Annotated in this window: 35 protein-coding genes; 33 read left to right on the plus strand and 2 right to left on the minus strand. The window is 61.6% G+C overall.

What is annotated here, in order from left to right; all coding sequences use genetic code 11:
* From tuf to dsbD, 32 genes are all read left to right on the plus strand, one after another.
* Positions 1-1,185 (plus strand): elongation factor Tu (gene tuf, locus BT264_RS31290; protein WP_256260743.1); only part of this gene is annotated, 1,185 nt, incomplete at its 5' end.
* 286 nt (positions 1,186-1,471) lie between these two features.
* Complete coding sequence (rpsJ, locus tag BT264_RS31295; RefSeq protein WP_004199280.1) at positions 1,472-1,783, plus strand: 30S ribosomal protein S10; 312 nt, start codon at positions 1,472-1,474, stop codon at positions 1,781-1,783.
* A gap of 178 nt (positions 1,784-1,961) precedes the next feature.
* A complete protein-coding gene (gene rplC / locus BT264_RS31300; protein ID WP_006482922.1) occupies positions 1,962-2,612 on the plus strand; it encodes a 50S ribosomal protein L3 in 651 nt (216 codons plus the stop codon).
* Positions 2,612-3,232, plus strand: coding sequence for a 50S ribosomal protein L4 (rplD, locus tag BT264_RS31305; RefSeq protein ID WP_040143046.1), 621 nt, complete (start codon positions 2,612-2,614; stop codon positions 3,230-3,232). Before rplC ends, rplD begins: the two co-directional genes overlap by 1 nt.
* Positions 3,229-3,543 (plus strand): 50S ribosomal protein L23, encoded by a 315-nt coding sequence (rplW, locus tag BT264_RS31310; RefSeq protein WP_004199275.1) that lies wholly within the window; start codon positions 3,229-3,231, stop codon positions 3,541-3,543. Before rplD ends, rplW begins: the two co-directional genes overlap by 4 nt.
* Positions 3,544-3,545: 2 nt before the next feature.
* Positions 3,546-4,373, plus strand: a complete 828-nt coding sequence (gene rplB / locus BT264_RS31315) for a 50S ribosomal protein L2 (protein WP_006482900.1) — start codon at positions 3,546-3,548, stop codon at positions 4,371-4,373.
* Between the two features lie 10 nt (positions 4,374-4,383).
* Positions 4,384-4,659, plus strand: coding sequence for a 30S ribosomal protein S19 (gene rpsS / locus BT264_RS31320; RefSeq protein ID WP_004199273.1), 276 nt, complete (start codon positions 4,384-4,386; stop codon positions 4,657-4,659).
* A 12-nt stretch (positions 4,660-4,671) separates the two neighbouring features.
* On the plus strand, positions 4,672-5,001 hold the full coding sequence (gene rplV / locus BT264_RS31325; protein ID WP_004199272.1) for a 50S ribosomal protein L22: 330 nt from the start codon (positions 4,672-4,674) through the stop codon (positions 4,999-5,001).
* Between the two features lie 11 nt (positions 5,002-5,012).
* Positions 5,013-5,813, plus strand: coding sequence for a 30S ribosomal protein S3 (rpsC, locus tag BT264_RS31330; protein WP_006482899.1), 801 nt, complete (start codon positions 5,013-5,015; stop codon positions 5,811-5,813).
* Positions 5,814-5,815: 2 nt separating this feature from the next.
* The gene (gene rplP / locus BT264_RS31335) at positions 5,816-6,232 is read left to right on the plus strand and encodes a 50S ribosomal protein L16 (RefSeq protein WP_006482873.1); all 417 of its coding nucleotides are present in this window, start codon (positions 5,816-5,818) and stop codon (positions 6,230-6,232) included.
* 9 nt (positions 6,233-6,241) lie between these two features.
* Positions 6,242-6,436 carry a 50S ribosomal protein L29 gene (gene rpmC / locus BT264_RS31340; RefSeq protein WP_006400652.1) on the plus strand — a complete coding sequence of 65 codons (195 nt, stop codon included), beginning with the start codon at positions 6,242-6,244 and terminating at the stop codon, positions 6,434-6,436.
* Positions 6,433-6,705, plus strand: coding sequence for a 30S ribosomal protein S17 (gene rpsQ, locus BT264_RS31345; protein WP_006752928.1), 273 nt, complete (start codon positions 6,433-6,435; stop codon positions 6,703-6,705). Before rpmC ends, rpsQ begins: the two co-directional genes overlap by 4 nt.
* A gap of 309 nt (positions 6,706-7,014) precedes the next feature.
* Positions 7,015-7,383, plus strand: coding sequence for a 50S ribosomal protein L14 (gene rplN / locus BT264_RS31350; protein WP_006482918.1), 369 nt, complete (start codon positions 7,015-7,017; stop codon positions 7,381-7,383).
* A 9-nt stretch (positions 7,384-7,392) separates the two neighbouring features.
* On the plus strand, positions 7,393-7,701 hold the full coding sequence (gene rplX / locus BT264_RS31355) for a 50S ribosomal protein L24 (RefSeq protein ID WP_006477187.1): 309 nt from the start codon (positions 7,393-7,395) through the stop codon (positions 7,699-7,701).
* Positions 7,702-7,717: 16 nt separating this feature from the next.
* Positions 7,718-8,257, plus strand: a complete 540-nt coding sequence (gene rplE, locus BT264_RS31360) for a 50S ribosomal protein L5 (protein WP_006482882.1) — start codon at positions 7,718-7,720, stop codon at positions 8,255-8,257.
* A 7-nt stretch (positions 8,258-8,264) separates the two neighbouring features.
* On the plus strand, positions 8,265-8,570 hold the full coding sequence (gene rpsN / locus BT264_RS31365; protein WP_006482884.1) for a 30S ribosomal protein S14: 306 nt from the start codon (positions 8,265-8,267) through the stop codon (positions 8,568-8,570).
* Between the two features lie 14 nt (positions 8,571-8,584).
* The gene (gene rpsH / locus BT264_RS31370; RefSeq protein WP_034183605.1) at positions 8,585-8,980 is read left to right on the plus strand and encodes a 30S ribosomal protein S8; all 396 of its coding nucleotides are present in this window, start codon (positions 8,585-8,587) and stop codon (positions 8,978-8,980) included.
* 18 nt (positions 8,981-8,998) lie between these two features.
* Positions 8,999-9,529, plus strand: coding sequence for a 50S ribosomal protein L6 (gene rplF / locus BT264_RS31375; RefSeq protein WP_006758786.1), 531 nt, complete (start codon positions 8,999-9,001; stop codon positions 9,527-9,529).
* A gap of 12 nt (positions 9,530-9,541) precedes the next feature.
* Positions 9,542-9,907, plus strand: coding sequence for a 50S ribosomal protein L18 (gene rplR / locus BT264_RS31380; RefSeq protein WP_006477183.1), 366 nt, complete (start codon positions 9,542-9,544; stop codon positions 9,905-9,907).
* A gap of 14 nt (positions 9,908-9,921) precedes the next feature.
* Positions 9,922-10,440 (plus strand): 30S ribosomal protein S5, encoded by a 519-nt coding sequence (gene rpsE / locus BT264_RS31385; RefSeq protein WP_006482895.1) that lies wholly within the window; start codon positions 9,922-9,924, stop codon positions 10,438-10,440.
* Between the two features lie 15 nt (positions 10,441-10,455).
* Positions 10,456-10,638, plus strand: coding sequence for a 50S ribosomal protein L30 (gene rpmD, locus BT264_RS31390; protein ID WP_006400644.1), 183 nt, complete (start codon positions 10,456-10,458; stop codon positions 10,636-10,638).
* Positions 10,639-10,664: 26 nt separating this feature from the next.
* Positions 10,665-11,099 carry a 50S ribosomal protein L15 gene (gene rplO / locus BT264_RS31395; RefSeq protein WP_006482880.1) on the plus strand — a complete coding sequence of 145 codons (435 nt, stop codon included), beginning with the start codon at positions 10,665-10,667 and terminating at the stop codon, positions 11,097-11,099.
* Between the two features lie 42 nt (positions 11,100-11,141).
* Entirely contained in the window at positions 11,142-12,491 is a 1,350-nt protein-coding gene (gene secY / locus BT264_RS31400; RefSeq protein WP_072443819.1) for a preprotein translocase subunit SecY, read from the plus strand.
* 8 nt (positions 12,492-12,499) lie between these two features.
* Positions 12,500-12,718, plus strand: coding sequence for a translation initiation factor IF-1 (gene infA, locus BT264_RS31405; RefSeq protein WP_004521905.1), 219 nt, complete (start codon positions 12,500-12,502; stop codon positions 12,716-12,718).
* Positions 12,719-12,738: 20 nt separating this feature from the next.
* The gene (gene rpmJ / locus BT264_RS31410) at positions 12,739-12,855 is read left to right on the plus strand and encodes a 50S ribosomal protein L36 (RefSeq protein WP_004199844.1); all 117 of its coding nucleotides are present in this window, start codon (positions 12,739-12,741) and stop codon (positions 12,853-12,855) included.
* A gap of 38 nt (positions 12,856-12,893) precedes the next feature.
* Entirely contained in the window at positions 12,894-13,259 is a 366-nt protein-coding gene (gene rpsM, locus BT264_RS31415; protein ID WP_006477178.1) for a 30S ribosomal protein S13, read from the plus strand.
* Between the two features lie 28 nt (positions 13,260-13,287).
* Entirely contained in the window at positions 13,288-13,689 is a 402-nt protein-coding gene (gene rpsK, locus BT264_RS31420; RefSeq protein ID WP_004197937.1) for a 30S ribosomal protein S11, read from the plus strand.
* A 154-nt stretch (positions 13,690-13,843) separates the two neighbouring features.
* Entirely contained in the window at positions 13,844-14,467 is a 624-nt protein-coding gene (rpsD, locus tag BT264_RS31425) for a 30S ribosomal protein S4 (RefSeq protein ID WP_012362893.1), read from the plus strand.
* A gap of 124 nt (positions 14,468-14,591) precedes the next feature.
* Complete coding sequence (gene rpoA, locus BT264_RS31430; RefSeq protein ID WP_006477176.1) at positions 14,592-15,569, plus strand: DNA-directed RNA polymerase subunit alpha; 978 nt, start codon at positions 14,592-14,594, stop codon at positions 15,567-15,569.
* A gap of 137 nt (positions 15,570-15,706) precedes the next feature.
* Positions 15,707-16,102: a 50S ribosomal protein L17 gene (gene rplQ / locus BT264_RS31435; protein ID WP_006477175.1), complete on the plus strand. Its 396-nt coding sequence runs from the start codon at positions 15,707-15,709 to the stop codon at positions 16,100-16,102.
* A gap of 201 nt (positions 16,103-16,303) precedes the next feature.
* Positions 16,304-16,630 carry a divalent-cation tolerance protein CutA gene (gene cutA / locus BT264_RS31440; RefSeq protein ID WP_072443822.1) on the plus strand — a complete coding sequence of 109 codons (327 nt, stop codon included), beginning with the start codon at positions 16,304-16,306 and terminating at the stop codon, positions 16,628-16,630.
* Positions 16,623-18,479, plus strand: coding sequence for a protein-disulfide reductase DsbD (gene dsbD / locus BT264_RS31445; protein ID WP_072443824.1), 1,857 nt, complete (start codon positions 16,623-16,625; stop codon positions 18,477-18,479). Before cutA ends, dsbD begins: the two co-directional genes overlap by 8 nt.
* 153 nt (positions 18,480-18,632) lie before the next feature.
* Here the strand turns inward: dsbD and hemB are convergent, their stop codons facing one another.
* Together hemB and yihA are read right to left on the minus strand one after the other, a co-directional pair.
* The gene (gene hemB, locus BT264_RS31450; RefSeq protein ID WP_034183609.1) at positions 18,633-19,631 is read right to left on the minus strand and encodes a porphobilinogen synthase; all 999 of its coding nucleotides are present in this window, start codon (positions 19,629-19,631) and stop codon (positions 18,633-18,635) included.
* A 253-nt stretch (positions 19,632-19,884) separates the two neighbouring features.
* Positions 19,885-20,544, minus strand: a complete 660-nt coding sequence (gene yihA / locus BT264_RS31455; RefSeq protein WP_034183610.1) for a ribosome biogenesis GTP-binding protein YihA/YsxC — start codon at positions 20,542-20,544, stop codon at positions 19,885-19,887.
* Between the two features lie 214 nt (positions 20,545-20,758).
* Here yihA and BT264_RS31460 point away from each other — a divergent pair, with 214 nt between their 5' ends.
* Positions 20,759-21,412 carry a c-type cytochrome gene (locus tag BT264_RS31460; protein WP_072443826.1) on the plus strand — a complete coding sequence of 218 codons (654 nt, stop codon included), beginning with the start codon at positions 20,759-20,761 and terminating at the stop codon, positions 21,410-21,412.
* Positions 21,413-21,527 lie beyond the last annotated feature (115 nt).

Raw genomic sequence — 21,527 nt, forward strand, 5'->3', positions numbered from 1 at the left:
AAGGAAAAGTTTGAGCGGACCAAGCCGCACGTGAACGTTGGTACGATTGGTCACGTTGACCACGGCAAGACGACGCTGACGGCAGCGATCACGACGGTTCTGACGAAGAAGTTCGGCGGCGAAGCGAAGGCATACGACCAGATCGACGCGGCACCGGAAGAAAAGGCGCGCGGCATCACGATCAACACGGCACACGTCGAGTACGAAACGGCTAACCGCCACTACGCACACGTCGACTGCCCGGGCCACGCTGACTATGTGAAGAACATGATCACGGGCGCGGCGCAGATGGACGGCGCGATCCTGGTTTGCTCGGCAGCAGACGGCCCGATGCCGCAAACGCGTGAGCACATCCTGCTGGCGCGTCAGGTTGGCGTTCCGTACATCATCGTGTTCCTGAACAAGTGCGACATGGTGGACGACGCTGAACTGCTCGAGCTGGTCGAGATGGAAGTTCGCGAACTCCTGTCGAAGTACGACTTCCCGGGCGACGACACGCCGATCGTGAAGGGTTCGGCGAAGCTGGCGCTGGAAGGCGACACGGGCGAGCTGGGCGAAGTGGCGATCATGAGCCTGGCCGACGCGCTGGACACGTACATCCCGACGCCGGAGCGTGCAGTTGACGGCGCGTTCCTGATGCCGGTGGAAGACGTGTTCTCGATCTCGGGCCGTGGTACGGTGGTGACGGGTCGTGTCGAGCGCGGCATCGTGAAGGTCGGCGAGGAAATCGAAATCGTCGGTATCAAGCCGACGGTGAAGACGACCTGCACGGGCGTTGAAATGTTCCGCAAGCTGCTGGACCAAGGTCAGGCAGGCGACAACGTCGGTATCCTGCTGCGCGGCACGAAGCGTGAAGACGTGGAGCGTGGCCAGGTTCTGGCGAAGCCGGGTTCGATCACGCCGCACACGCACTTCACGGCTGAAGTGTACGTGCTGAGCAAGGACGAAGGCGGCCGTCACACGCCGTTCTTCAACAACTACCGTCCGCAGTTCTACTTCCGTACGACGGACGTGACGGGCTCGATCGAGCTGCCGAAGGACAAGGAAATGGTGATGCCGGGCGACAACGTGTCGATCACGGTGAAGCTGATCGCTCCGATCGCGATGGAAGAAGGTCTGCGCTTCGCAATCCGCGAAGGCGGCCGTACCGTCGGCGCCGGCGTCGTCGCCAAGATCATCGAGTAACATCGACGATCCGCGGATCCCGACGGGGTCCGCGATTCCGCGGTAGGCAGTCGTACCGTCGAAACCGGGTGCCCAGCTTGCGCTGGCACCCGGTTTTGTTTTTCCGGTGCTCCGTTGCATGGGCCGAGAAACCCGCACCACCGCTCCACAATTTCGTGTAGAATCGCGGGCTTAGCAGTGGAAGTACTGTCCGGAACCTGATGTCTCGCTCCCCGCAGGCGTCATGTTTCACGTTCTTTTAGTGTCCGGCGATGCAACATCGCCTCGCTCTTTTCAAGGAATCGTCATGCAGCAACAGAAAATCCGCATTCGCCTGAAGGCTTTCGACTATCGTCTGATCGATCAATCGGCTGCCGAGATCGTCGATACCGCGAAGCGGACTGGCGCAATCGTCCGTGGCCCGGTGCCGCTGCCGACGCGCATTCAGCGTTTTGACATCCTGCGTTCGCCGCACGTCAACAAGACGTCGCGCGATCAGCTCGAAATCCGCACCCACCAGCGCCTGATGGACATCGTCGATCCGACCGACAAGACGGTTGACGCGCTGATGAAGCTCGATCTGCCGGCTGGCGTCGACGTGGAAATCAAGCTGCAGTAAGGCTTCCAGCGCCGATCGGCTTGCCGGGCGGCGCTAAGTCTTTGTATTGCTTGCGGAAAACGAGAGGTCGGGCTATACTGCTTGGCTTTTCGCGTATTCGCGTAAAAAAGTTGGGCCTTGCGTGCCCGGCATTTTGTAAATCAGCCCCGACCAATCGCAGTCGGGAATGGAGAAAATGATGAGCCTTGGACTCGTAGGTCGCAAGGTTGGCATGACCCGTATCTTCACGGCTGAAGGGGATTCGATTCCCGTCACCGTGCTGGACGTGTCGGACAACCGCGTGACGCAGATCAAGACTGTTGAAACCGACGGCTACACGGCCGTGCAGGTTGCATTTGGCTCCCGCCGCGCCTCGCGCGTGACGAAGCCGCTGGCAGGTCATCTCGCCAAAGCCGGTGTCGAAGCCGGTGAAATCCTCAAGGAATTCCGCATTGACGCGGCCAAGGCAGCCGAGCTGTCGAATGGCGCCGTGGTCGGTGCAGATCTTTTCGAAGTGGGCCAGAAGGTCGACGTGCAAGGCGTGTCGATCGGTAAGGGCTACGCCGGTACGATCAAGCGTTACAACTTCTCCTCCGGCCGTGCCACGCACGGTAACTCGCGCTCGCACAACGTGCCGGGCTCGATCGGTATGGCGCAGGATCCGGGTCGCGTGTTCCCGGGTAAACGCATGACGGGTCACATGGGTGACGTGACCGTGACGGTGCAGAACCTCGAAATCGCTCGTATCGACGCAGAGCGCAAGCTGCTGCTCGTCAAGGGTGCGATTCCGGGCGCGAAGGGTGGCAAGGTTTTTGTCACGCCGGCCGTCAAGACCAAGGGGGCGAAATAATGGAACTCAAGCTCCTGAACGAAAATGGTCAGGAAGGTGCAGTGGTCAACGCATCGGACGTCGTGTTCGGTCGTGACTACAACGAAGCGCTGATCCACCAGGTCGTCGTCGCTTACCAGGCGAATGCTCGCCAGGGTAACCGCGCGCAGAAGGACCGCGAGCAGGTCAAGCACACCACCAAGAAGCCGTGGCGCCAGAAGGGTACGGGCCGTGCTCGTGCCGGTATGTCGTCGAGCCCGCTGTGGCGTGGCGGTGGTCGTATCTTCCCGAACTCGCCGGAAGAAAACTTCTCGCACAAGGTCAACAAGAAGATGCATCGCGCAGGTCTCTGCTCGATCTTCTCGCAGCTGGCCCGTGAAGGCCGTCTGTCGGTCGTCGAGGACATCGTCCTCGAAGCGCCGAAGACCAAGCTGCTGGCCGACAAATTCAAGACCATGGGTCTCGACTCCGTGCTGATCATCACCGACACGGTTGACGAAAACCTGTACCTGGCTTCGCGCAACCTGCCGCACGTGGCAATTGTCGAGCCGCGCTACGCTGACCCGCTGTCGCTGATCTACTTCAAGAAAGTGCTGGTCACGAAGGCTGCGGTCGCCCAGATCGAGGAGTTGCTGTCATGAGCGAGATTCGCAAGAACGATCATCGTTTGATGCAGGTCCTGCTCGCACCGGTGATCTCGGAAAAGGCGACGCTGGTTGCCGACAAGAACGAGCAAGTCGTGTTCGAAGTCGCACCGGATGCCACGAAGCAGGAAGTGAAGGCGGCTGTCGAGCTGCTGTTCAAGGTGGAAGTTGATTCCGTCAACGTGCTGGTTCAGAAGGGCAAGCAGAAGCGCTTTGGCCGTTCGATGGGCCGCCGCAAGGACGTGAAGAAGGCGTACGTTTGCCTGAAGCCCGGCCAGGAAATCAACTTTGAAGCGGAGGCCAAGTAATCATGGCAATCGTGAAAGTTAAACCGACTTCGCCGGGTCGCCGCGCGATGGTCAAGGTGGTCAACAAGAACCTGCACCAGGGCAAGCCGTTCGCGGCACTGCTCGATTCGCAGAGCTCGACCGCCGGCCGTAACAACAACGGTCGCATCACCACGCGCCACAAGGGCGGTGGTCACAAGCAGCACTATCGTATCGTCGATTTCCGTCGCACGAAGGATGGCATCCCGGCAAAGGTCGAGCGTCTCGAGTACGACCCGAACCGCAGCGCGAACATCGCGCTGGTGCTCTACGCAGACGGCGAGCGTCGCTACATCATCGCCCCGAAGGGCCTGACCGTCGGCCAACAGCTGATGTCGGGTTCGGAAGCGCCGATCCGTGCAGGCAACACGCTGCCGATCCGCAACATTCCGGTCGGTACGACGATCCACTGCATCGAGATGCTGCCGGGCAAGGGCGCGCAAATGGCGCGTTCGGCTGGCACGTCGGCCATGCTGCTGGCGCGCGAAGGCGTCTACGCGCAGGTTCGCCTGCGTTCGGGCGAAATCCGCCGCGTGCACATCGAGTGCCGTGCAACGATCGGTGAAGTCGGCAACGAAGAGCATAGCCTGCGCCAGATCGGCAAGGCTGGCGCGAACCGCTGGCGCGGTATCCGCCCGACGGTGCGTGGCGTTGCGATGAACCCGGTCGATCACCCGCACGGTGGTGGTGAGGGCAAGACGGCTGCAGGTCGCGACCCGGTGAGCCCGTGGGGTACGCCGGCTAAGGGTTACCGCACCCGCAGCAACAAGCGCACGACGACGATGATCGTCCAGCGCCGTCACAAGCGTTAAGGAGTAGGCAATGGCACGTTCTGTTAAAAAAGGTCCGTTCTGCGACGCCCATTTGCTGAAGAAAGTTGAGGCGGCTGCAGCTTCGCGCGACAAAAAGCCGATCAAGACCTGGTCGCGTCGCTCGACGATTCTGCCGGATTTCATCGGCCTGACGATCGCTGTTCACAACGGCCGTCAACACGTTCCGGTGTACATCTCGGAAAACATGGTCGGCCACAAGCTTGGCGAGTTCGCACTGACCCGTACGTTCAAGGGTCACGCAGCCGACAAGAAGGCCAAGAAATAAGGGGCAATCAAGATGGAAGTGAAAGCAATTCATCGCGGTGCCCGCATCTCGGCGCAAAAAACGCGCCTTGTGGCTGACCAGATCCGCGGTTTGCCGGTCGACAAGGCGCTGAACGTTCTGACGTTCTCGCCGAAGAAGGCGGCTGGCATCGTGAAGAAGGTTGTGCTGTCGGCAATCGCGAATGCGGAGCACAACGAAGGCGCCGATATCGACGAGCTCAAGATCAAGAGCATCTACGTCGACAAGGCTGCATCGCTCAAGCGTTTCACCGCGCGCGCCAAGGGCCGCGGTAACCGCATCGAGAAGCAATCCTGTCACATCACTGTGACGGTCGGGAATTAAGGAGCCATACGATGGGACAGAAAATTCATCCGACTGGCTTCCGCCTGGCTGTCAGCCGTAATTGGGCTTCGCGTTGGTACGCGAACAACAACAATTTCGCGGCGATGCTGCAGGAAGACATCGGTGTTCGTGAATACCTGAAGAAGAAGCTGAAGAACGCTTCGGTCGGTCGGGTCGTCATCGAGCGTCCGGCGAAGAACGCGCGCATCACGATTTACAGCTCGCGTCCGGGCGTGGTCATCGGCAAGAAGGGCGAGGATATCGAACAGCTGAAGACGGAACTGCAACGCCGCATGGGCGTTCCGGTCCACGTCAACATCGAAGAAATCCGCAAGCCGGAAACCGATGCGCAACTGATCGCTGACTCGATCACGCAACAGCTCGAGCGCCGGATCATGTTCCGTCGCGCGATGAAGCGTGCGATGCAGAACGCGATGCGTCTGGGTGCCCAGGGCATCAAGATCATGAGCGCTGGCCGTCTGAACGGTATCGAAATCGCTCGTACGGAGTGGTATCGCGAAGGTCGCGTGCCCCTTCACACGCTGCGTGCCGATATCGACTACGCGACTTCGGAAGCGAAGACGACCTACGGGATCATCGGCGTCAAGGTGTGGGTGTACAAGGGCGACACGCTCGGCCGCAATGACGCACCGGTGGTGGAAGAAGTAGCCGAAGACAAGCGTCCGCGTCGCAATGCGCGTCCGGGCGATCGTCGTCCGCGCCGTGACGGCGAAGGCGGCGCTCCGGGTGCTCGCCGTGGCGCACCGCGCCGTGGCGCCGGCAAGCCCGAAGACGGCAAGACTGGAGAATAACGATGCTGCAACCGAAACGCAGAAAGTATCGTAAAGAGCAGAAGGGTCGTAACACCGGCAAGGCGACGCGCGGCAACGCAGTGTCGTTCGGTGAATTCGGCCTGAAGGCGATCGGTCGCGGTCGTCTGACCGCACGTCAAATTGAAGCGGCGCGTCGTGCAATGACGCGTCACATCAAGCGTGGCGGCCGCATCTGGATCCGGATCTTCCCGGACAAGCCGATTTCGCAGAAGCCGGCCGAAGTGCGTATGGGTAACGGTAAGGGTAACCCGGAGTACTACGTCGCCGAGATTCAGCCGGGCAAGATGCTCTATGAAATGGACGGCGTAACCGAAGAACTGGCACGCGAAGCGTTCCGTCTGGCTGCAGCCAAGCTGCCGCTGAAGACGGCATTCATCGTGCGCCAGCTCGGCGCCTAAGGAGAAAACATGAAGGCTTCCGAACTTCTCCAGAAAGACCAGGCCGCGCTCAACAAGGAGCTGGCGGACCTGCTGAAGGCGCAATTCGGCCTGCGCATGCAACTCGCGACCCAGCAGCTCACGAACACGAGCCAGCTGAAGAAGGTTCGTCGCGACATCGCACGTGTGCGGACCGTCATGACTCAGAAGGCGAACCAGAAATGAACGATAGCGTGAAAACCTCGCTGAAGCGGACGCTGGTCGGTCGGGTCGTCAGCAACAAGATGGACAAGACCGTCACCGTGCTGATCGAGCACCGCGTCAAGCACCCGATCTACGGCAAGTATGTCGTGCGCTCGAAGAAGTACCACGCGCACGATGAAGCGAACACCTGCAACGAAGGCGATCTCGTCGAAATCCAGGAAACTCGTCCTGTTTCGAAGACGAAGGCCTGGACGGTGTCGCGCCTCGTCGAAGCAGCTCGCGTCATCTAAGCGGGCCGTGCGGTAGGCAGTAACAGGCACTTCTCCACGAAGTGCTTGAAATCGCAAAGTTTTTGCTTGCGTGACCAGGGTTATTTGTTATAATCCTGGTCTTCCCTCTTTATGGGAGCCCCGTCGCGGGCGAAGTTGGTGGGGGAAGCGGACTGGCGCCAGCCTGTCCGAAAGATTCACCGAATTGCGATGGCGGGTTTCGTTTGCCGTCGCTGCTGTTCCAACCCAAGCAGCCGATTGGCTGACGGGACCAAGACTGACCGAATGCATCATGGTGGTGCATCCGGATTAAGTTGGGAAAGACAAACCATGATCCAGACCGAATCTCGGCTCGAAGTAGCCGACAACACGGGTGCACGTGAAGTCCTGTGCATCAAGGTGCTCGGCGGCTCGAAGCGTCGTTATGCCGGCATTGGCGACATCATCAAGGTGAGCGTCAAAGAGGCAACGCCGCGCGGGCGCGTGAAGAAAGGCGAAATTTACAACGCCGTGGTGGTCCGCACCGCCAAGGGTGTGCGCCGTCAAGACGGCTCGCTGATCAAGTTCGACGGCAACGCCGCTGTGCTTTTGAATAACAAGCTCGAGCCGATCGGCACCCGTATCTTCGGGCCGGTGACGCGTGAGCTGCGTAGCGAACGATTCATGAAGATCGTTTCGCTGGCGCCGGAAGTGCTGTAAGGAGTCGCGATGAACAAGATTCGCAAGGGTGACGAAGTGATCGTCGTTACCGGCAAGGACAAGGGCAAGCGCGGCGTCGTGCTGGCTGTCGGTGCTGAGCATGTGACGGTTGAAGGTATCAACCTCGTCAAGAAGCATGTGAAGCCGAACCCGATGAAGGGTACGACGGGCGGCGTGGAAGCGAAGACGATGCCCCTGCATATTTCGAACGTCGCACTGGTCGACGCGAATGGCAAGGCGTCGCGTGTTGGCATCAAGGTCGAGGAAGGCAAGAAGGTTCGCTTCCTGAAGACGACCGGTGCCGTACTGAGCGCCTGACGCAGCGGAGTAAAAAATGGCTCGTTTTCAAGAGTTTTACAAAGAAAAGGTTGTGCCCGGCCTGATCGAGAAGTTCGGTTACAAGTCGGTCATGGAAGTGCCGCGCATCACCAAGATCACGCTGAACATGGGTCTTGGCGAGGCGATCGCTGACAAGAAGATCATCGAGAACGCCGTTGGCGACCTCACGAAGATCGCTGGTCAGAAGCCGGTCGTGACGAAGGCGCGCAAGGCAATCGCAGGCTTCAAGATCCGCCAGGGTTATCCCATCGGCGCGATGGTGACGCTGCGTGGTCGTGCGATGTATGAATTCCTCGACCGTTTCGTGACCGTCGCCCTGCCCCGCGTGCGTGACTTCCGCGGCGTGTCGGGTCGTGCTTTCGATGGCCGTGGCAACTACAACATCGGTGTGAAAGAGCAGATCATTTTCCCCGAAATCGATTACGACAAGATCGACGCACTGCGTGGGCTGAACATCAGCATCACGACGACTGCGAAGACCGACGACGAAGCAAAGGCTCTGCTCGCCAGCTTCAAGTTCCCGTTCAGAAACTGAGGTTACCGTGGCTAAACTGGCACTGATCGAACGTGAAAAGAAGCGCGCCCGCCTGGTCGCGAAGTTCGCAGCAAAGCGCGAAGCGCTGAAGGCGATCGTCGAAGACCAAAGCAAGTCGGAAGAAGAGCGCTACGAAGCACGCCTGGAGCTGCAGCAACTGCCCCGCAACGCAAACCCGACCCGCCAGCGTAACCGCTGCGCGATCACGGGCCGTCCGCGTGGCACGTTCCGTAAATTCGGCCTCGCGCGTAACAAGATTCGTGAAATCGCATTCCGTGGCGAGATTCCTGGCCTGACCAAGGCGAGCTGGTAATAGGAGAAACGTAAATGAGCATGAGTGATCCTATCGCCGATATGCTGACTCGCATCCGCAACGCGCAGATGGTCGAGAAGGTATCGGTCGCGATGCCCTCGTCGAAGGTCAAGGTTGCAATCGCGCAAGTCCTGAAGGACGAAGGTTATATCGACGATTTCGCGGTGAAGGCTGAAGGCGCGAAGGCAGAACTGAACATCGCGCTGAAGTACTACGCTGGCCGTCCGGTCATCGAACGCCTCGAGCGCGTGTCGAAGCCTGGCCTGCGCGTCTACCGCGGTCGTAACGACATTCCGCAGGTCATGAATGGCCTCGGCGTGGCAATCGTGTCGACGCCGAAGGGCGTGATGACCGACCGCAAGGCGCGCGCTACCGGCGTCGGCGGCGAAGTCATCTGCTACGTCGCTTAAAGCCGAGGAGAGAGAAACATGTCTCGAGTAGGTAAGAGCCCGATCGCGCTGCAAGGCGCGGAAGTCAAGCTGGCCGACGGTGCAATCACCGTCAAGGGCCCGCTGGGCACCATCACGCAAGCGATCAATCCGCTCGTGAACGTGGCGAACAACGACGGCACGCTGAATCTGTCGCCGGTCGACGAAAGCCGCGAAGCAAACGCACTGTCGGGCACGATGCGCGCGATTATCGCGAATGCCGTGCACGGCGTGACCAAGGGTTTCGAGCGCAAGCTGACGCTGGTTGGCGTCGGTTACCGTGCGCAAGCGCAAGGCGACAAGCTGAACCTGTCGCTGGGTTTCTCGCACCCGGTGGTGCACCAGATGCCGGAAGGCGTCAAGGCTGAAACCCCGACGCAAACCGAAATCGTGATCAAGGGGATCAACAAGCAACAAGTCGGTCAAGTAGCTGCGGAAGTTCGCGGTTACCGTCCGCCGGAGCCCTACAAGGGCAAGGGCGTGCGCTATTCCGACGAGGTTGTGATCCTCAAAGAAACGAAGAAGAAGTAAGGGTGCGCAATCATGGATAAGACTCAATCTCGCCTGCGCCGCGCTCGCCAGACGCGTATCAAGATCGCTGAGCTGCAGGTCGCGCGTCTCGCCGTGCATCGCACGAACACGCACATCTACGCTCAAGTGTTCTCGCCGTGCGGCACCAAGGTGCTGGCCAGCGCGTCGACGCTCGAGGCAGAAGTGCGCGCCGAGCTCGCCGACAAGTCGGGCAAGGGCGGCAACGTTAACGCCGCGACGCTGATCGGCAAGCGTATTGCCGAGAAGGCAAAGGCCGCCGGCATCGAATCCGTCGCCTTCGACCGCTCGGGCTTCCGCTACCACGGCCGCGTTAAAGCGCTGGCTGAGGCAGCTCGCGAAGCTGGGCTCAAGTTCTAAGGAAGGAATTCGTCATGGCAAAGATGCAAGCGAAAGTTCAGGCTGACGAGCGCGACGACGGCCTTCGTGAAAAGATGATTTCGGTCAATCGCGTGACCAAGGTCGTGAAGGGTGGCCGTATTCTCGGCTTCGCCGCACTGACCGTGGTTGGCGATGGTGATGGCCGCATCGGTATGGGCAAGGGCAAGGCGAAGGAAGTGCCGGTCGCTGTCCAGAAGGCAATGGAACAAGCTCGCCGCAACATGTTCAAGGTGCCGCTCAAGAACGGCACGCTGCAGCACGAAGTGCACGGCAAGCACGGCGCATCGGCCGTCCTCCTCGCTCCGGCGAAGGCAGGTACGGGCGTGATCGCCGGCGGCCCGATGCGCGCAGTGTTCGACGTGATGGGCGTTCAGAACGTTGTGGCGAAGAGCCACGGTTCGACGAACCCGTACAACCTCGTTCGCGCCACGCTGGACGGCCTGCGCAAGCAGTCCACCCCGGCAGACATCGCGGCGAAGCGCGGCAAGTCCGTCGAAGAAATTTTGGGCTAAGCCCGGGTGGTCACCATGTCTGAAAAAACTGTCAAGGTTCAGCTCGTTAAGAGCCTGATCGGGACCCGCGAATCGCACCGCGCGACCGTGCGTGGCCTGGGCCTGCGCCGACTCAACTCGGTCAGCGAGCTGCAGGACACGCCGGCGGTCCGCGGCATGATCAACAAGGTCTCGTACCTCGTTAAGGTCATCGCGTAAGCGGCCCTACGGATCAAGGAGTTGATATGGAATTGAATAACCTGAAGCCGGCAGCTGGCGCCAAGCACGCCAAGCGTCGCGTCGGCCGTGGCATCGGTTCGGGCCTCGGCAAGACGGCTGGCCGTGGTCACAAGGGTCAGAAATCGCGTTCGGGCGGCTTCCACAAAGTCGGTTTCGAAGGCGGTCAGATGCCGCTGCAACGTCGTCTGCCGAAGCGCGGCTTCACGTCGCTGACGAAGGAATTCGTCGGTGAAGTGCGCCTGGGCGACCTCGAGAAGCTGCCGGTCGACGAGATCGATCTGCTCGCACTGAAGCAAGCCGGCCTGGTCGGCGAGCTGACGAAGAGCGCAAAGATCATCGCGACGGGTGAACTGAAGCGCAAGATCGTCGTGAAGGGTCTCGGTGCCACCAAGGGTGCGCGCGCTGCGATCGAAGCGGCTGGCGGTTCGTTCGCCGAGTGACACGCGTAGCGCGTCGTCACTTGCATTCATCGGAGAAGGTACTTGGCTAACAGCCCGAGTCTTGCAAAACCCGGTCGAAGCACGGCGAAATTCGGCGATCTGCGTCGGCGAGCGATGTTCCTGCTCCTGGCGCTGATCGTCTATCGCATCGGCGCGCACATTCCCGTGCCGGGCATCGATCCGGATCAACTGGCCAAGCTGTTCCAGAGCCAGGCGGGTGGCATCCTGGGCATGTTCAACATGTTCTCGGGTGGCGCACTTTCCCGCTTCACGATCTTTGCGCTGGGGATCATGCCGTACATTTCGGCGTCGATCATCATGCAGTTGCTGGCGATCGTTTCGCCGCAACTCGAGGCGCTGAAGAAGGAAGGGCAGGCAGGGCAACGGAAGATCACGCAGTACACGCGGTATTTCACCGTGGTGCTCGCGACCTTCCAGGCGTTCGGTATCGCGGCGGCGCTGGAAAACCAGCCGGGCCTCGTCACCGATCCCGGCATGCTGTTCCGTCTGACGACGGTCGTGACGCTAGTTACCGGCACGATGTTCCTGATGTGGCTCGGCGAGCAGATTACCGAGCGTGGTCTGGGCAACGGTATCTCGATCATCATCTTCGGCGGGATCGCAGCAGGGTTCCCGAATGCCGTCGGTGGGCTGTTCGAGCTGGTGCGTACGGGTTCGATGAGCATCATTTCGGCGATCATCATCGTCGTTCTGATTGCCGCGGTGACTTACCTGGTCGTGTTCATCGAACGCGGTCAGCGCAAGATCCTCGTGAACTACGCGAAGCGCCAGGTCGGCAACAAGATCTACGGCGGACAGTCGTCGCACCTGCCGCTGAAGCTGAACATGTCGGGCGTGATTCCGCCGATCTTCGCATCGTCGATCATCCTGTTCCCGGCGACGATTCTCGGCTGGTTCAGTACCGGTCAGCCGACGGGAAGCTGGATTTCCAATACGTTGCATAACGTTGCGGAAGCGCTGAAGCCGGGCCAGCCGGTCTATGTGCTGCTGTACACGCTGGCAATCGTGTTTTTCTGCTTCTTCTACACCGCACTGGTGTTCAACAGCAGGGAAACCGCGGACAACCTGAAGAAGAGCGGCGCGTTTGTTCCGGGCATCCGTCCGGGCGATCAGACTGCACGATATATCGACCGCATCCTCACGCGTCTGACGCTGGCCGGTGCGATCTACATCGTCTTCGTGTGTCTGCTGCCGGAATTCCTGGTGCTGCGCTGGAACGTGCCGTTTTATTTTGGTGGAACGTCGCTGCTGATCATTGTCGTCGTCACGATGGACTTTATGGCGCAGGTGCAGTCGTACGTTATGTCGCAACAGTATGAGTCGCTGCTCAAGAAGGCCAACTTCAAGGGCGGCAACATCCCAACGCGTTAATAAGGACTATGGCCAAAGACGATGTAATCCAGATGCAGGGTGAGGTGATCGAAAACCTCCCGAATGCGACCTTCCGTGTGAAGCTGGAAAACGGCCATGTCGTGTTGGGGCATATTTCCGGAAAGATGCGGATGCACTACATCCGCATTCTGCCCGGCGACAAGGTGACGGTTGAGTTGACGCCTTACGATCTGTCTCGTGCGCGGATCGTGTTCCGGGCGAAGTGATTTGAAAAAAGGGTATTATCATGAAAGTGATGGCATCGGTTAAGCGCATTTGCCGCAATTGCAAGATCATCAAGCGCAAAGGCGTCGTTCGCGTGATCTGCAGCTCGGATCCGCGCCACAAGCAGCGCCAAGGCTGACCGCGCGTTTGTTTGCGCTTTTTGTTTGAGGAAAAACAATGGCTCGTATCGCAGGGGTTAACATCCCGAATCACCAGCACACCGAGATCGGCCTGACGGCTATCTTCGGTGTCGGCCGCACCCGTTCGCGCAGCATCTGCGTGGCAGCTGGCGTCGATTTTTCGAAGAAGGTCAAGGACCTGACCGACGCAGACTTGGAAAAGCTGCGTGAAGAAGTGGGCAAGTTTGTCGTCGAAGGCGATCTGCGCCGTGAAGTGACGATGAACATCAAGCGCCTGATGGACCTCGGTTGCTACCGTGGCGTCCGTCATCGCAAGGGCCTGCCGATGCGCGGTCAGCGTACGCGTACGAACGCACGTACCCGCAAGGGTCCGCGTCGTGCAGCGCAAGCGCTGAAGAAGTAAGCGGAACTGACAGTTACAGGAAAACGTAATGGCTAAGGCTTCGAACACCGCGGCGCAACGCGTTCGCAAAAAGGTTAAGAAGAACGTCGCTGAAGGTGTGGTTCACGTCCACGCGTCGTTCAACAACACGATCATCACGATCACCGATCGCCAAGGCAACGCGCTGGCGTGGGCGACGTCGGGCGGCCAGGGCTTCAAGGGCTCGCGCAAGTCGACGCCGTTCGCTGCACAGGTCGCAGCCGAGTCGGCCGGCCGTGTCGCGATGGAATACGGCGTGAAGAATCTGGAAGTGCGGATCAAGGGCCCGGGCCCGGGTCGCGAGTCGGCAGTGCGTGCACTGCACGGCCTCGGCATCAAGATCACCGCGATTTCGGACGTCACCCCGATTCCGCACAACGGCTGCCGCCCGCCGAAGCGTCGTCGTATCTAAGAATGCGCTGGCACGTTCGTGCTAGCGCATTGCCTGTCGCCGCTCAGCGTCGACGGGCGTTGCTTTTTTGATTGACTAAGCCCACCGTTCGCCCCAAAGGGAGCGGACTAGCGCGGATTTCGATCCGCGTGACTGATTGATAAAGGAATGCAAAGTGGCACGTTATATCGGCCCCAAAGCCAAGCTGTCCCGCCGTGAAGGCACCGACCTGTTCCTGAAGAGCGCGCGCCGCTCGCTCGCCGACAAGTGCAAGCTCGACAGCAAGCCGGGTCAGCACGGCCGTACCTCGGGCGCACGTACGTCCGACTACGGTACGCAGCTGCGCGAAAAGCAGAAGGTCAAGCGTATCTACGGCGTGCTGGAGCGTCAGTTCCGCCGCTACTTCGCTGAAGCCGACCGCCGCAAGGGCAACACGGGTGAAAACCTGCTGCAACTGCTCGAGTCGCGCCTCGACAACGTCGTGTATCGCATGGGCTTCGGCTCGACCCGCGCCGAAGCGCGTCAGCTCGTGAGCCACAAGTCGATCACGGTGAACGGCGTCGTCGCGAACGTCCCGTCGCAGCAAGTGAAGGCGGGTGACGTCGTCGCGATCCGCGAAAAGGCGAAGAAGCAGGCGCGTATCGTCGAAGCACTGTCGCTGGCCGAGCAAGGCGGCATGCCGAGCTGGGTTGCAGTCGATGCGAAGAAGTTCGAAGGCACGTTCAAGCAAATGCCGGAACGCGCTGACATCGCAGGCGACATCAACGAAAGCCTGATCGTCGAATTGTATTCGCGTTAATCCGATTGACGGCCGAGGTACCCTGATTGCGTTGCGCAAGGAAGGGCCTCGGCTGTTTATTTTCTGGTTGTTACCGGTCAGCCTTATCGGTGTAACGAGCCGAGGGTATTGAAAAGGAAAGCCCATGCAAACCAGTTTGCTGAAACCCAAGATCATCGCCGTGGAATCGCTTGGCGAGAACCACGCGAGGGTGGTCATGGAGCCGTTCGAACGCGGTTACGGCCATACCTTGGGCAATGCGCTTCGCCGCGTGCTGCTGTCGTCGATGGTTGGCTACGCGCCGACCGAAGTCACGATCGCGGGCGTGGTGCACGAGTACTCGACGCTTGATGGCGTGCAAGAAGACGTCGTCAACCTGCTGCTGAACCTGAAGGGTGTGGTGTTCAAGCTGCATAACCGTGACGAAGTGACGGTTACGCTGCGCAAGGAAGGCGAAGGCGTCGTCACGGCCGGCGATATCGAGCTGGCTCACGATTGCGAAGTCATCAACCCGAATCACGTGATCGCGCACCTGTCGAAGGGCGGCAAGCTCGACGTTCAGATCAAGATCGAGAAGGGCCGCGGCTATGTGCCCGGCAACGTCCGTCGCTACGGTGAAGACACGGCCAAGATCATCGGCCGTATCGTCCTCGACGCATCGTTCTCGCCGGTTCGCCGCGTGAGCTACGCTGTCGAAAGCGCACGTGTCGAGCAGCGTACCGACCTCGACAAGCTCGTGATGAACATCGAGACGAGCGGCGTGATCACGCCGGAAGAAGCGATCCGTCAATCGGCCCGCATCCTGGTCGACCAGCTGTCCGTGTTCGCGGCGCTGGAAGGCACGGAAACGGCTGCCGAGGCACCGTCGCGCGCACCGCAGATCGACCCGATCCTGCTGCGTCCGGTGGACGATCTCGAGCTGACGGTTCGTTCGGCGAACTGCCTGAAGGCCGAGAACATCTACTACATCGGCGATCTGATCCAGCGCACGGAAAACGAGCTGCTGAAGACGCCGAACCTCGGTCGCAAGTCGCTCAACGAGATCAAGGAAGTGCTCGCTTCGCGCGGTCTCACGCTGGGCATGAAGCTCGAGAACTGGCCGCCGGCTGGTCTCGACAAGTAAGCCCGGTTGTTGCTGCAGTTGGCAAAGATGCGGATTTTCCTTTAAAATCCGCATCTTGCTTTTTTCGTTACCGGCCCGTGCACCCTTCGAGGTGCGATAGAAGAGCTGGATCAAAACTTTGAATCAAGGAAACTGAAATGCGCCATCGTCATGGTCTGCGGAAACTGAACCGCACGAGCAGCCACCGTCTGGCTATGCTCCGTAACATGTCCAACTCGCTGATCGAGCACGAAGTCATCAAGACGACGCTGCCGAAGGCGAAGGAACTCCGTAAAGTCGTCGAGCCGCTGATCACGCTCGGCAAGAAGCCGTCGCTGGCAAACCGTCGCCTGGCGTTCAACCGCCTGCGCGATCGTGACTCGGTGGCGAAGCTGTTCGACGTGCTCGGTCCGCGTTTCGCGAACCGTCCGGGCGGCTACCTGCGCGTGCTGAAGTTCGGCTTCCGCGTCGGCGACAACGCACCGATGGCACTGGTCGAGCTGCTCGACCGTCCGGAAGTCGACGAAACGGAAAACGTGCAAGAAGCTGAATAAGCTTCCAGTACGCAGCAGTATCTGAAAGGGGCCGAGCGATTGCTTGGCCCTTTTTGTTTTTGAGGCGCCGGCTGCGATCGATTGTCGCAGGCCGGCCCCGGCAGCGTTGCGCGGGCTGCGCTACGATACGGGGCAGCCAGCGTGCTCCCAGGGTGGGTTGCAGCGCCGGCAGGAGCCGGTAGACCAGCCAGGAGGACGCGGATGATAGTGGTGCTGATGCTGACGACGGTGCCCGACGCGGCGACGGCCGCGGCGCTCGCCGACGGCGCGCTCGACGCGCGGCTTGCCGCGTGCGTGTCGGAGCTCGGCACGATCAAGTCGCGCTATCACTGGCAGGGCAAGGTCGAAACGGCCGACGAGATCCAGTTGCTGTTCAAGACGAGCCCCGTGCGGGCGCTCGAACTGGAGCGATTTATTCTTGCGCATCATCCGTACGAGACGCCGGAAATCGTCTCGTGGCAGGCGACGGCATCGGCCGCGTACGGCCAGTGGGTGACCAGCGAAACTCAACGTCTATTTCATGTTTAACGGTATGGCGCTTCCCGTGCGCGTGCGCGCGCTGCGGTTTCTTGCAGTTCTGTTGTCGTGCGTGCTCGTGCTGGGCGGGCTGGGCGGGCTGTCGGTTGCGCGCGCGGCCGACGATTTCCTCGATCCGTCGGTTGCGTTCAAGTTCAGCGCGAGCGAATCGCCGGGACAGGTGGACGTCCGCTTCAAGGTCGCCAACGGCTATTACCTGTATCGCGAGCGGTTCTCATTCGCAGTGAAGAGCGGGCAGGCGACGCTCGGCGAGCCCCAATTGCCGGCCGGCCACGTGAAGTTCGACCAGACGTTCCAGAAGGACGTCGAGACCTATCGTGACGAAGTCGTGGTGCACGTGCCGGTCAAGCAGGCGTCGGGGCCGTTCGAGCTCGCGGTGACGTCGCAGGGGTGCGCGGACGAAGGGATCTGCTATCCGCCGGCGGAGCACGTCGTGAAGATCGACGGCGCCGCGCTGGGCGCAGCCGCATCGTCGTCCGGCGAAACGGCTGCCGCGGGCAGCTGGTTCGACAAGGTCACGAGCGCCGATTTCGCGCAGTCGCTGCTCGAAGGGCACGGCTTCTTCACGATCGTCGCGCTGTACTTCGTCGCTGGCGTCGTTCTGAGCCTCCTGCCCTGTTCGTACCCGATGATTCCGATCGTGTCCGCGATCATCATCGGCCAGGGCACGCGCGCGACGCATGCGCGCGGCTTCGCGCTGTCGCTGACCTACGTGGTCGGCATGGCGCTGGTCTATACGGTGCTCGGCATCGCCGCGGCGCTGGTCGGCCAGAGTCTCGGCGCGTGGCTGCAGAACCCGTGGGTGCTCGGCGCGTTCGGCGTGCTGCTCACCGCGTTCGCCGTATCGCTGATTTCGGGCAAGGACATCGCGCTGCCCGAGCGCTGGCAGAACGGCGCGGCCGAGGCATCGAGCGCGCGCCGGGGCGGCCATTTCGCCGCGGTCGCCGCGATGGGCGCATTGTCGGCGCTGGTCGTCGGCGCATGCATGACGGCGCCGCTGTTTGCCGTGCTCGCGTTCATCGCGCACACCGGCAATGCGCTGCTCGGCGGTGCGGCGCTGTTCGCGATGGGGCTGGGGCTCGGCGTGCCGCTGCTGGTTGTCGGCGTCGGTGCCGGGACGGTGCTGCCGCGTGCGGGCGAATGGATGGATGGCGTGAAGGTGTTCTTCGGCATCGTGCTGCTCGCGGCCGCGCTGTGGATCGTGTGGCCCGTGCTCGCGGGCGGTCTGAAGATGGTGCTCGCCGCGTTGTGGCTGCTCATCGCGGCCGCGGCACTCGGGTTGTTCACGCCGAATGCCGGCGCCGCGTCGATCTGGCGCCGCCTGGGCCGCGGCGTGGGCGCCGCGCTCGCGATCTGGGCAGCGACGCTGCTCGTCGGCCTGGCTGCAGGGTCGACCGATCCCGTCAAGCCGCTGGCTGTGCTTGCGGCTCGCACGGTTGCGTCGGGCGGTGCGGCGGCGGGCACGGCAGCTGCGCAGGACGGGCCCGCGTTCGCATCGGTGCGCTCCAGCAGCGAGCTCGACGTGTTGCTGAAGACGTCGGGCCGGCCAGTGATGCTCGACTTCTACGCCGACTGGTGCGTGAGCTGCAAGGAGATGGAGCATCTGACGTTTACCGACGCGCGCGTGCAGGCGCGGCTCGCGAAGCTTCACCTCGTGCGCGCGGATGTCACCGCGAACAACCCGGACGATCAGGCGCTGCTCAAGCGCTTCAACCTGTTCGGGCCGCCGGGCATCATCTTTTTCGATCGCAGCGGCAACGAAATCGGGCGCGTGGTCGGCTATCAGGCGGCCGAGACGTTCCTGCGCAGCCTCGATCGGGCCGCTGTCCCGACGGTATGACGCTGCCCACTGGGGGCGGCGGTGAACCGGGGCGCTCGCTCGGCATCAGCTGACGATGCGACGTCGGCAGGCAGGTGGCTTCGATCGGCGGCAAAAAAAACGGCGGAACACCGAGGTGTCCCGCCGTTTTTCCTTACGCCTGCCGGCGCGCGATCAGCGTTGCGCTTTCAGCAGACGCGCGGCGTCGAGCGCGAAGTACGTGAGCACGCCGTCGGCGCCTGCACGCTTGAACGCGAGCAGCGATTCGAGCACGACCTTGTCGTGGTCGAGCCAGCCGTTCATCGCGGCAGCCTTCAGCATCGCGTATTCGCCGCTCACCTGGTACACGTAGGTCGGGAAGCGGAACTCGTCCTTCACGCGACGCACGATGTCGAGGTACGGCATGCCGGGCTTGACCATCACCATGTCGGCGCCTTCGTCGATGTCGAGGCGCACTTCGCGCAGCGCTTCGTCACTGTTCGCCGGATCCATCTGGTAGGTCATCTTGTTGCCCTTGCCCAGGTTGGATGCCGAGCCGACCGCGTCGCGGAACGGGCCGTAGAACGCCGACGCGAACTTGGCCGAGTAGGCCATGATGCGCGTATGGATATGGCCGTCGCTTTCCAGCATCTCGCGGACCGCGCCGATGCGGCCGTCCATCATGTCCGACGGCGCGACGATGTCGACGCCTGCTTCGGCCTGCGCACGCGCCTGATCGACCAGGATCTCGATCGTGTCGTCGTTGATCACGTAGCCGTTCTCGTCGAGCACGCCGTCCTGGCCGTGGCTCGTGTACGGATCGAGTGCGACGTCGGTCAGCACGCCGAGCTCGGGGAAGCGCTTCTTCAGTTCGCGCACCGCACGCGGGATCAGGCCTTCCGGATTGGCTGCCTCGCGGCCGTCAGGCGTTTTCAGCGACGGCTCGATGGCCGGGAACAGCGACAGCACGGGCACGCCGAGTTCGACGCATTGCTCGGCGACATGCATCAGCAGATCGACGGACACGCGCTCGACGCCGGGCATCGACGGCACCGGCTGCCGTTCGTTGGTGCCGTCGACGACGAACACCGGATAGATCAGATCGTCGGTGGTCAGGCGGTTTTCGCGCATCAGGCGCCGGGAGAAGTCGTCGCGGCGCATCCGGCGCGGACGATGAAGCGGATGGAAGCTCATGTCGGTTGGGCAGAAATCAGGGCAGTAAGAACCTTACGGAACCCTTAGGTCATTTTCGGGAGCGTTGGTATATGATAGCGATCGAGCGGCACGCGTCGCGTGCAACTCCCCGCTTCTCCTCCCTGAGCGGGTGCCTGTCGTTTTTCGATTAGGCTGTTTGACCCGCCGTTAAACGGCGGGTTTTTTTATGAGCCGGCCGAATCCGCAGGCGCCGTCAGGTGCGCGCCGCCGATCCCGGCCGCGCGTTGCCCGATCATTGTGCTACAGGCTCGCTTTTTTCGTCGGCGACGGACGGCCGCACCCAGCTCTCGATCAGCTCATGCGCCTCGTCGAGCCCCGTGCGCTTCAGCGCGGAGAACAGCTGGACCGTCAGCTTGCCCTGGACGCCCTGGTCGCGATACGCATCCAGCCCCTTTTGCGTGGTCCGCAGCGCGTTGATGCTTTCCTGCCGCGTCAATTTGTCGCACTTCGTCAGCAGCGTGTGGATCGGCTTGCCGGTCGGCGTGAACCACTCGATCATGCGGCGATCGAGGTCGGTGAGCGGACGGCGCGAATCCATCATCAGGATCAGGCCGCAGAGCTGCGAGCGGGTCGCGAGGTAGGACGACAGCAGCATTTCCCAGTGCGCCTTCGCGGCGCCCGGCACTTCCGCGTAGCCGTAGCCGGGCAGGTCGACGAGGTTCGCGACGGGCTCGGCGGCCGGGCCGACGGAGAAGTAGTTGATATGCTGCGTGCGGCCGGGCGTCTTCGATGCGAAGGCCAGCCGCTTCTGGTTGCACAGCACGTTGATCGCCGTCGACTTGCCGGCGTTCGAGCGGCCCGCGAACGCGATTTCCGGCTGTACCGTCGGCGGCAGGTCGCGCAGATGGTTGACGGTCGTGTAGAAGCGGGCTTGATGGAGCAGAAAGGCCATGGGAACCGGAAGGACGGGCGGCGCGAGCCGCTTGGTGGAGGCGGGGTAGCCCCGATAGGCGCGGGAGCTTTCAACACGATATTGTACAATACGGCGGTTTTGCCGAAGGCCACCGGGCGCCTGCCTCGCGCTTTTATGTGGCTTCTGCGGTAGACTGGTCGCCGTCGTTTTTTGCAGAACCTCAAATTCCCACAAGACGAAACAGGGTGTGCGAATGAATCGACTGTGCAAGTCTCTGATGGTGCTTCAGGTTGCAGCAGGGTTCGTAGGTTTCGTAGCGGAGGCAAACGCGGCGGATGCGGCAAAGCCGGATCTCGACCGCGGCAAGGCGATTGCCGGGCAGGTCTGCGCGTCGTGTCACGGCGCCGACGGCAATAGCGCGTCGGGCAGTTTCCCGAAGCTTGCCGGCCAGCATCCCGAGTATCTGGTCAAGCAGTTGAACGACTTCAAGACGCAGCCGGGCGCGAAGGGGCCGGTGCGTACCAACGCGGTGATGGTCGGATTCGCGAGTGCGCTGAGCGCGGACGACATGCGCAACGTCGCCGCGTACTACGGGTCGCAGACGACGAAGCTCGGTACCGCACGCGATGCGGCGACCGTGCCGATCGGCCAGAAGATCTATCGCGGCGGCATCGCGGAGAAGGGCGTGCCCGCCTGCGCGAGCTGCCACGGGCCGACCGGGCAGGGGCTTCCGGTCCAGTACCCGCGTCTGTCGGGGCAGTGGGCCGATTACACGGTCGCGCAGTTGACCGCGTTCCAGCAGGGAGTTGGCGCGCGCAACAACAACGACGCGATGCATCAGATCGCGACGCGCCTGTCGGACAACGAGATCAAGGCCGTCGCGGATTACATCGCGGGCCTGCGTTGAGCGGTCGGTCGCGAATGGAATGACCGGGCGCCCGAAGGGCGTCCGGAGTCAGAACAAGAAAAGGGTGGGGCGCCGCACCGTTGCGGTCGCCTTGCCCTTTTTTGTTGTCAGTCGG

It is taken from the genome of Burkholderia sp. NFPP32 (genome assembly GCF_900119325.1).
In the GTDB taxonomy this organism is placed as follows: domain Bacteria; phylum Pseudomonadota; class Gammaproteobacteria; order Burkholderiales; family Burkholderiaceae; genus Burkholderia; species Burkholderia pyrrocinia_C.